Source organism: Streptomyces corchorusii (genome assembly GCF_001514055.1).
GTDB lineage: Bacteria > Actinomycetota > Actinomycetes > Streptomycetales > Streptomycetaceae > Streptomyces > Streptomyces olivaceoviridis.
In genome coordinates, this window is sequence record NZ_KQ948361.1 from 347,725 (window position 1) to 357,495 (window position 9,771).

Genomic DNA, 9,771 nt, shown 5'->3' on the forward strand with positions numbered 1-9,771 from the left:
ACATAGCGGAAACGCGGCGAGACCCCGGATGGTTCCCGGAATCCGGGATTCCGCCGCGTACCCGGCCTTCATCATGCCGCAACTCCCCGGGGCCCCCGAAGGTTCCCCCGGCGTTCACCGCACACCCGTCCGATCCGCTCACCCTGGGCACCCCGCGGTCACTCCGCGGTCATCCACTGGCGCATCACCGACAGCAGGTGATCAGGATCGACCGGCTTGGTGACGTAGTCGGAGGCGCCCGACTCGATCGCCTTCTCCCGGTCGCCCTTCATCGCCTTCGCGGTGAGCGCGATGATCGGCAGCCCCGCGAACTGCGGCATCCTGCGGATCGCCGTGGTCGTCGCGTACCCGTCCATCTCCGGCATCATGATGTCCATCAGGACGACCGCCACGTCGTCGTGCTGCTCCAGCACCTCGATGCCCTCGCGGCCGTTCTCCGCGTACAGCACCGACAGGCCGTGCTGCTCCAGGACGCTGGTCAGCGCGAACACGTTGCGGATGTCGTCGTCGACGATCAGCACCTTCTCGCCGCCGAACCGCACCGCGCGGCCCTGCTGCGGCGCGTGCTCCTGCTCCGGCACCGCCGTCCACTGCTCGGGCCGCTGCCCGTCCTCCGGCCGGCTCCGCCGCCGGCGCCTGAAGAGCGCGGCGGCGCCGTTCTGCGTCTCCCGGTACGACTTCACCTCGGCCGGCGTCTCGATCTCCACCGCCGACAGCTCCGAGGACAGGTGCGCCTCGGAGGCGACCAGGTCGCCGGCCTCCAGCGCGGGCACGGACTGCTGGTAGCCCTGCGGCGGCAGTTCGCTCGGGTGCAGCGGCAGGTAGAGCGTGAACGTCGAGCCACGGCCCGGTTCACTCTGCGCGTGGATCTCACCGCCGAGCAGCTGCGCGATCTCCCGCGAGATCGACAGGCCGAGGCCGGTGCCGCCGTACTTGCGGCTGGTGGTGCCGTCGGCCTGCTTGAACGCCTCGAAGATCACCCGCATCTTGCTGGCCGCGATGCCGATACCGGTGTCGGTCACCGAGAACGCGATCAGCTCACCGCCCGGATCACGCAGCGAACCGGCCTCCAGCAGCTGTTCCCGGATGGACTGCGGCACACTCGCGCCCGCGGGCCGGATCACCAGCTCCACCGACCCGGAGTCGGTGAACTTCACCGCGTTGGACAGCAGGTTGCGCAGCACCTGGAGCAGCCGCTGCTCGTCGGTGTGCAGGGTCGCCGGCAGCTCCGGGGAGACCCGGACGGACAGGTCCAGGCCCTTCTCCGCGGTCAGCGGCCGGAAGGTGGCCTCCACGTAGTCCACGAGCTGGACGAGCGCGATCCGCGTCGGGGAGACGTCCATCTTGCCCGCCTCGACCTTCGACAGGTCCAGGATGTCGTTGATCAGCTGGAGCAGGTCCGAGCCGGCGCCGTGGATGGTCTCGGCGAACTCGACCTGCTTGGGCGAGAGGTTGCCCTCGGCGTTGTCGGCGAGCAGCTTCGCCAGGATCAGCAGCGAGTTGAGCGGGGTGCGCAGCTCGTGCGACATGTTGGCGAGGAACTCGCTCTTGTAGCGCATCGAGACCGCGAGCTGCTCGGCACGCTCCTCCAGGACCTGCCGGGCCTCCTCGATCTCGGTGTTCTTCACCTCGATGTCCCGGTTCTGCCGGGCCAGCAGCTCGGCCTTCTCCTCCAGTTCGGCGTTGGAGGCCTGGAGCGCCTTCTGCCGGTTCTCCAGCTCGGCCGACCGCTCCCGCAGCTGCTCGGTCAGCTCCTGCGACTGCTTGAGCAGCTGTTCGGTCTTGGTGTTGACCGAGATGGTGTTGACGCTGGTCGCGATCATCTCGGCGATCTGGTTGAGGAAGTCCTTCTGGATGTGCGTGAACGGCGTGAAGGACGCCAGCTCGATCACCCCGAGCACCTTGCCCTCGAACAGCACCGGCAACACGATGACCTGCGCGGGCGGCGCCTCGCCGAGCCCCGAGGAGATCTTCAGATAACCGCTCGGCGCGTCCGAGACCAGGATCGTGCGCTTCTCCTGCGCGGCCGTGCCGACCAGCGCCTCACCGGGCCGGAACGACGTCGGCATGGAGCCCATCGAGTAGCCGTACGAGCCGAGCATCCGCAGCTCGTAGTCGTCCTCGCCGTTGCCGACGCCCTTGCCCTCCATGAGCGGCATCGCCACGAAGAACGCGCCGTGCTGCGCGGACACCACCGGCGTCAGCTCGCTCATGATCAGCGAAGCCACGTCCTCCAGGTCCCGGCGGCCCTGCATGAGGGCCGAGATCCGGGCCAGGTTGCCCTTGAGCCAGTCCTGCTCCTTGTTGGCGATCGTGGTGTCGCGCAGGTTGGCGATCATCTTGTTGATGTAGTCCTGAAGCTCCTGGATCTCGCCGGACGCGTCCACGTCGATCTTCAGGTTCAGGTCGCCGCGGGTCACCGCGGTCGCCACCCGCGCGATGGCCCGCACCTGCCGGGTCAGGTTCCCGGCCATCTCGTTCACGGACTCGGTCAGGTCCCGCCAGGTGCCGTCGACGTCACGCACGCGTGCCTGACCGCCCAGCTGGCCTTCCGTACCCACCTCGCGGGCCACCCGGGTGACCTCCTCGGCGAAGCTGGACAGCTGGTCGACCATCGTGTTGATCGTCGTCTTCAACTCAAGGATCTCGCCGCGCGCGTCAATGTCGATCTTCTTCGTCAGGTCGCCCTTGGCGATGGCCGTGGTGACCATGGCGATGTTGCGCACCTGGCCGGTCAGGTTGGACGCCATCTGGTTCACCGACTCGGTGAGGTCCTTCCAGGTGCCGGCCACACCCGGCACGTGCGCCTGGCCGCCCAGGATGCCGTCCGTGCCGACCTCACGGGCCACCTTGGTGACCTGGTCGGCGAACGAACTCAGCGTCTTCACCATGGTGTTGATGGTGTCGGCGAGCTGCGCGACCTCACCGCGCGCCTCGATCGTCACCTGCTGCGTCAGGTCGCCGTTGGCGACGGCCGCGGCCACCTGGGAGATGTTCCGCACCTGCATGGTCAGGTTGTTGGCCATCAGGTTGACGTTGTTGCTGAGGTCCTTCCAGATGCCCGTGACGCCCGGCACGTGCGCCTGACCGCCCAGGATGCCCTCGGTGCCCACCTCACGGGCCACCCGGGTCACCTGCTCGGCGAAGCTGGACAGCTGGTCGACCATCGTGTTGACCGTCGTGACGAGCTCAAGGATCTCGCCCTTCGCGTCAACAGTGATCTTCTTCGACAGGTCGCCCTTGGCGACCGCCGTCGTCACCTCGGCGATGTTGCGCACCTGGATGGTCAGGTTGTTCGCCATGAAGTTCACGGACTGCGTGAGGTCCTTCCAGGTGCCGGAGACACCCTGCACCTCGGCCTGGCCGCCGAGCATGCCCTCCGTACCCACCTCACGGGCCACCCGCGTGACCTCCTGGGCGAACGACGACAGCTGGTCGACCATCGTGTTCAGGGTGTTCTTCAGCTCCAGGATCTCCCCGCGCGCGTCCACGGTGATCTTCTGGGACAGGTCACCGCGTGCCACGGCGGTGGCGACCTGCGCGATGTTGCGCACCTGGGCCGTGAGGTTGCCCGCCATGCCGTTCACGGAGTCGGTCAGGTCCCGCCACACACCGGCCACACCGGGCACCTGCGCCTGCCCGCCCAGGCGGCCCTCCGTACCCACGTCCCGCGCGACGCGGGTCACCTGGTCGGCGAAGGCGGACAGCTGGTCCACCATCGTGTTGATCGTGTTCTTCAGCTCAAGGATCTCGCCGCGCGCGTCCACGTCGATCTTCTGCGACAGGTCACCGCGCGCCACGGCCGTCGTCACCTGGGCGATCTGCCGCACCTGGGACGTCAGGTTGCCGGCCATGAAGTTGACGGAGTCCGTCAGCTCCTTCCACGTACCGGAGACGCCGTCCACCCGGGCCTGACCGCCCAGCCGGCCCTCCGTACCCACGTCCCGGGCCATCCGCGTGACCTGGTCGGCGAAGCTCGACAGCTGGTCCACCATCGTGTTCACGGTGTTCTTCAGCTGGAGCATCTCACCGGACACGTCCACGGTGACCTTCTGCGACAGGTCGCCGTTGGCCACCGCCGTGGTCACCTGGGCGATGTTGCGCACCTGCCCGGTGAGGTTGCGGAACGCGGTGTTGACCGAGTCCGTCAAGTCCTTCCAGGTACCGGCCGCCCCCGGCACCTGCGCCTGGCCGCCCAGCTCGCCCTCGACACCGATCTCCCGGGCGACCCGCGTCACCTCGGCACCGAACGCCGACAGCTGGTCCACCATGCCGTTGACGGTGTTCTTCAGCTCCAGCATCTCGCCGGCCACGTCCACGGTGACCTTCTGCGACAGATCACCGCTGGCCACCGCGGTCGTCACCGCGGCGATGTCCCGCACCTGGGTGGTCAGGTTCCGGAACACCGTGTTGACGGAGTCCGTCAGGTCCTTCCACGTACCCGCCGCGCCCGGCACGTTCGCCTGCCCGCCGAGCCGCCCCTCCGCGCCGACCTCGTTCGCCACCCGCGTGACCTCGTCAGCGAAGATCCGCAGCGTCTCGGTCATCTGGTTGATCGTCTCGGCGAGCTGCGCCACCTCACCGCGCGCCGGCACCGTCACCTTCTGCGACAGGTCGCCGTTCGCCACGGCGGTCGTCACCTGGGAGATCCCACGCACCTGCGCGGTCAGGTTGCCCGCCATCGTGTTGACGGAGTCCGTCAGCTCCTTCCACACGCCGGCCACCTCGGGCACCTGCGCCCGGCCGCCCAGGATGCCCTCCGTGCCCACCTCCCGGGCCACCCGCGTGACCTCGGAGGAGAACGCCGAGAGCTGGTCCACCATCGTGTTGACGGTGTTCTTCAGCTCCAGCATCTCGCCGGCGACATGGACGGTCACCTTCCGGGACAGGTCACCCCTGGCCACCGCCGTCGTCACCAGGGCGATGTCGCGCACCTGGGCGGTCAGCCGGTCCGCCATCGTGTTGACGGACTCGGTCAGGTCCTTCCACGAACCGGACATACCGCGCACCCGGGCCTGACCGCCGAGCTTGCCCTCGGTGCCGACCTCGCTGGCCACGCGCGTGACCTCGTCCGTGAACGTCGACAACTGGTCGACCAGGTTGTTGACGGTACGGCCGACCTTCAGGAACTCACCCCGCAGCGGATGCCCCGTACCGCCGTCCGGCGCCTGCGTCCGCAGCTCCATCCGCGGCGACAGATCGCCCTCGGCGACCGCGGTGAGCACCCGGCTGACCTCCGAGACCGGCCGGACGAGGTCGTCCACCAGCGCGTTGGAGTTGTCGATGGCCGTCGCCCAGGAGCCCTCACAGGCCCCCGTCTCCAGCCGCTCCGTGAGTTTTCCCTCACGCCCCACCATGCGCCGCACCCGCGACAGCTCACCGGTCAGATGCAGGTTCCGGTCGGCCACCTCGTTGAAGACGGCCGCGATCTCCGACATCACGCCGTCCCCGGAGACCGTGAGCCGCTTGCGGAAGTTCCCGTCGCGCATCGACACGAGGGCCGCCAGCAGCCGATTCAGGGCAACCGTGTCCACCGTGGTGGTGCCGCCGCTCCTGCCCAGGGACGATTCGCCTTTCGCGCGCGTCCTCGTGCCTCGCGTCGCCGCGCCAGACTCCACTGTGTCCCTCCCGGAGGGGTAGACCGTTACTGCTGTGCTCGATCGCTTCGGCCCGGCCTGCCGGTCATCGGCATACCGGTTGCTTCCACGTACCGGTTACTGCTGCGTATTCCTGCCAGACGGGATCTGGCCACACGAGAGGCTGCTGCCCGCCGTACACGGAACGCACGCAACCCGACCCGACCTTCGTCAGAAGCCTGCCCAGTGTTTCACCCCGGCCGAACCAGGCCATAACAGTTCGGCAGCTTCGCACATCGTCCGCACACCCTGGGGGCGTAAACACCGGCGACCGGCATCCGCTGGGACCGCGAAGGTAAGTAACCTTGCATGCGGCTGTCCAGCCGCACCGGTCCGACCGGTCTGGGCGGTGGCACGAGTACGAGCGGGCATCGGAGGGGCGGCCGGACACCATGACCACCGGACTGATCCCCGGGGGACATCCCCCGGAGCCACAGCCGACCGGCGAGCTGATGCCGCAGCAGCGGAGCGAGCCGGCCGGCCACGCAGCCCTGCATGTCGACAACCGGCCGAGGAGTTCTGTGATCACCGCGCGCGCGGCTGCCAGTTTCGAGCCCGTCGGACGATCGGTCGCGACCGCCCGGTCCTTCGTCCGCGACACCCTCCAGGGCTGGGGGTTCGCCGACATCGTCGACGACGCGGTCGTCCTCACCAGCGAACTGGTGACCAACGCCGTCGTCCACGCGGGCACGCACGCGGAAGTGCTGTGCCTGCGCACCGAGGACGGCGTGCGCATCGAGGTCTCCGACCGCTACCCGGAGCGCGAGGTCCCCCTCCAGAGCTCCGCCGTCGCCATGAGCAGCCCCGACCGCGAAGGCGGTCGCGGCCTCCAGCTCTGCGCGGCCCTGGCCACCCGCTGGGGCGTGGACTACACCCCCACCCACAAGAACGTCTGGTTCCAGCTCAACCTGCCCGAACGCCCGGTCGGCACCCGCACCGCCGGCCCGGCCCTGCCCGCCGACCTCCTCCCGCTGGCCGACGGCCGCGTCCGCGTCGCCGTCCTCCAGGTCGACCGGAAGGGCGGCATCAGCGCCTGGAACGAGGACGCCGAGGAGCTGTTCGGCTACCCGTCCTCCGACGTCATCGGCAAGCCCCTCGTCGACCTGGCCGCCTGGCCGCACACCCCGGGCACCGGCACCGGCATCGCCGAGGCCCTCCAGCTCTCCCGCTGGGAGGGCACCTACGGCATCCGCGGCGCCGACGGCCGCGTGGCCCAGGTGTACGCCTCCCACCTCAGGGTCCGCGACACCGGCGGCGAGCCCTCCACCGTCTGCCTCCTCGTCCGCGACCACGAGCGCGCCGTCCTGCAAACCCCCTCCCGCGTCCCGGCCACCGACCCGGCCCCGTCCGCCGACGGGCAGAGCGCCGACCCCTTCGAGGTGTTCATCGGCTCCCCCGCCCCGGACGACCTAGACGGCCTCCTCCAGCGCACGGTGGAACGCGCCCGCGACATGCTCGACGGCGACTCCGCGTTCCTGCTGCTCGCCACCGACGACGAGACGGAACTGGAGGTCCGCGCCTCCACCGGCCTGCCCTCCGCCCGCCAGCGCTTCGCGCGCGTGCCCGTCGAAGCGGGCCCCGGCCGCTACGGCTCCGCCCGCATGCCCGCCGTCCACGACGACCTCGCCGCCGTCCCCGGCGCCGTGCCCCTGCTCGCCGGAACCGGCATGCGCTCCGTCGTCACCGTCCCGCTCAAGGTCGAGGGCCGCCTCACCGGCTCCCTCGGCGTCGCCGCCGAGGCGCCCGGCCGCTACACCAACGAGGAGGCGCTGCGCCTCCAGTTCGCCGCCGACCGCATCGCCCTGGCCGTCGAGTCGGCCCGCCTCGGCGAACTGGAACGGCTGCGCCGCGGCTCCCTGAGCTTCCTGGTCGAGGCCTCCGACCTGCTGGCCGGCACCCTGGACCGCGACCAGACCCTCGCCCTGATGGCCCAGATGACGGTCCCGACGCTGGCCACCTGGTGCGCGGTCTACACGATCGCCGACCAGGCCTCCGAGCCGTACCTGTCGTACGTCCTGCACGAGGACGAGGAACTCATCGACGGCATCAAGTCGCTGCTGTCGAAGGTCCCCCCGCCGGACCCGGTGCCGACGCCCGGCGCCCGCGTGTGGACGGCCCCCGGCGAGATCGCCCACCAGGCCGCCCTGCGCACCTCCATGCGCAGCCTGGGCCTGGCCGGCGGCCCCACGCACCAGATCGCCTCCGGCATCGGCCCGACGCTCGCGACGGCCTCCGCGGTCGGCGGCGAGACGGTCGTCCTGCCGCTCGTCGCGCGCAACCGTGTCATCGGCATGCTGACCCTCGGCAAGCCCACCGACGAGCACTTCCGCCAGGAAATCCTGGAACTCGCCGAGGACTTGAGCCGCCGGGCCGCCCTCGCCCTGGACAACGCCCGCCTGTACTCGGAGCGCACGGCCATCAGCCAGTCCCTCCAGCGCAGCCTGCTCCCGCCGGGCCTGCCGCAGATCGACGGCGTCGAGGTCGAGGTCATCTACCGCGCGGCCGGCGAGGGCAACGAGGTCGGCGGTGACTTCTACGACCTCTTCCCCATCGGCGACGGCGCGTACGGCTTCGCCATCGGCGACGTCTGCGGTACGGGCCCCAACGCGGCGGCGGTCACCGGCCTGGCCCGGCACGCCCTGCGCCTGCTGGCCCGCGAGGGCCTGTCCGGCCCGGCCGTGCTGGAGCGCCTGAACTCCGCGATCCTCGACGAGGGCGACCGCAGCCGCTTCCTGACCCTCCTCTACGGCGAGATGCGCCCACAGGAGGACGGCAGCGCCGAGCTGAAGGTGGTCTGCGCCGGCCACCCGCTCCCGCTGCGCCTGCGCCAGGACGGCACGGTGACGGCCGCGGCCGAACCCCAGCCGCTGCTCGGCGTCATCGAGGACCTGGAGCTGTACGAGGAGACGGTCACGCTCGACCCGGGCGACGTGCTGCTGTGCGTCACGGACGGCGTCACCGAACGCCGGGAGGGCTCGCGCATGCTGGGCGACGACGGCCTCGCCGACGTCCTCACGACGTGCACGGGTCTGACGGCGGGCGCGGTCGCGGCACGCATCATGCGCGCGGTCGAGCGTTTCGCCTCCGACGCCCCCTCCGACGACATGGCGATTCTGGCGATGCGGGTCCCGGGAATCCACAAGGAGGCCTGAGCAAGCACGAAAATGCCCCACCCGGGAAGGGTGGGGCATTTTTGCTGGAGCCCCCAAACGGAATCGAACCGTTGACCTTCTCCTTACCATGGAGACGCTCTGCCGACTGAGCTATAGGGGCCTGTCGTTTTCGAGGTTTCCCTCGCGGCGACGAAGAAACTGTACCCCGAGCAGGCCCGAGTTCCCAAATTCGTGCGCTGTCCGGTCAGAAGGCGGGCTGAAGCAGACCGCCCAGGGCGTTGCAGGCGGACACCATGCGGTGCATCTCCCGCTTGGTGAGCGTGGCGTCCACGGGCAGCGCGAGCGTTTCGTCGGCGGCCAGCTCGGTCTGCGGCAACGACACGCACCGGCGGAATTCCGGGAGCCGGTGCACGGGCGTCTTCACCGGCACCCGGCACTCGACTCCCTTGGCCCGTACGGCCCGCGCGAAGGCGTCCCGGTCCGGCCGGCCGTTCCCCGGCACCCGCACGACGTACTGCTGATAGGTGTGCCCGTCCCCACCGTCCGGCGTCCGTACGCCCTTCAACTTGGCGTCGAGATAGGCCGCGCGCTGCCTGCGCTGCGCTATCTCGTCGTACGGTGCCTCGGACTCGCCCTGCTCCAGCACCAGCAACCCGTGCCGCTGCCCCAGCGCGTGCAACCGCCCGATGTCGGCCCGCCGTCCGAAGCGGTGGACGACAACCACCGCGGCCGTACGTGCGGTTACGGCCGCCTCGACCGCGTCCGGGTCGAGGCAGTAGGTCACGGGATCTATGTCCGCGAACACCGGGAGCGCGCCCGCCAGGGTCACGGCCTCGGCGACCTCGACGTTCCCGAAGGCCGGTACGACGACCTCGTCACCGGCTCCTACGCCGGCGGCCCTGAGCATTGCTGCGGTTCCCATGTCTGGGATGCTGGGCTCGCAACGTGAACGACACGTTACGCACAACAGAAAAAGGCCGGACCCTGAACCGAAGTTCAGGATCCGACCTTTTCAAAAATTG

Annotated in this window: 3 protein-coding genes and 1 tRNA gene; 1 reads left to right on the forward strand and 3 read right to left on the reverse strand. The window is 69.8% G+C overall.

From position 1 onward, the window contains the following. Nucleotides 1-158: 158 nt before the first annotated feature. Entirely contained in the window at nt 159-5,618 is a 5,460-nt protein-coding gene (locus AQJ11_RS28715; RefSeq protein WP_107120888.1) for a HAMP domain-containing protein, read from the reverse strand. A 410-nt stretch (nt 5,619-6,028) separates the two neighbouring features. Between AQJ11_RS28715 and AQJ11_RS28720 the strand changes: the two genes are divergently transcribed. Further along, nucleotides 6,029-8,788, forward strand: coding sequence for a SpoIIE family protein phosphatase (locus AQJ11_RS28720; protein WP_059265082.1), 2,760 nt, complete (start codon nt 6,029-6,031; stop codon nt 8,786-8,788). Nucleotides 8,789-8,833: 45 nt separating this feature from the next. On the opposite strand, the gene AQJ11_RS28725 is transcribed toward AQJ11_RS28720, so the two are convergent. Both AQJ11_RS28725 and AQJ11_RS28730 read right to left on the reverse strand, forming a co-directional pair. Continuing rightward, nucleotides 8,834-8,909, reverse strand: a tRNA-Thr gene (locus tag AQJ11_RS28725). 84 nt (nt 8,910-8,993) lie between these two features. Continuing rightward, a complete protein-coding gene (locus AQJ11_RS28730) occupies nt 8,994-9,656 on the reverse strand; it encodes a DegT/DnrJ/EryC1/StrS family aminotransferase (RefSeq protein ID WP_059265083.1) in 663 nt (220 codons plus the stop codon). Nucleotides 9,657-9,771 lie beyond the last annotated feature (115 nt).

Coding starts and splice junctions, on each gene's coding strand:
- AQJ11_RS28720 (WP_059265082.1), top strand. CDS start 6,029: ATGACCACCGGACTGATCCCCGGGGGACATCCCCCGGAGCCACAGCCG.
- AQJ11_RS28730 (WP_059265083.1), bottom strand. CDS start 9,656: ATGCTCAGGGCCGCCGGCGTAGGAGCCGGTGACGAGGTCGTCGTACCG.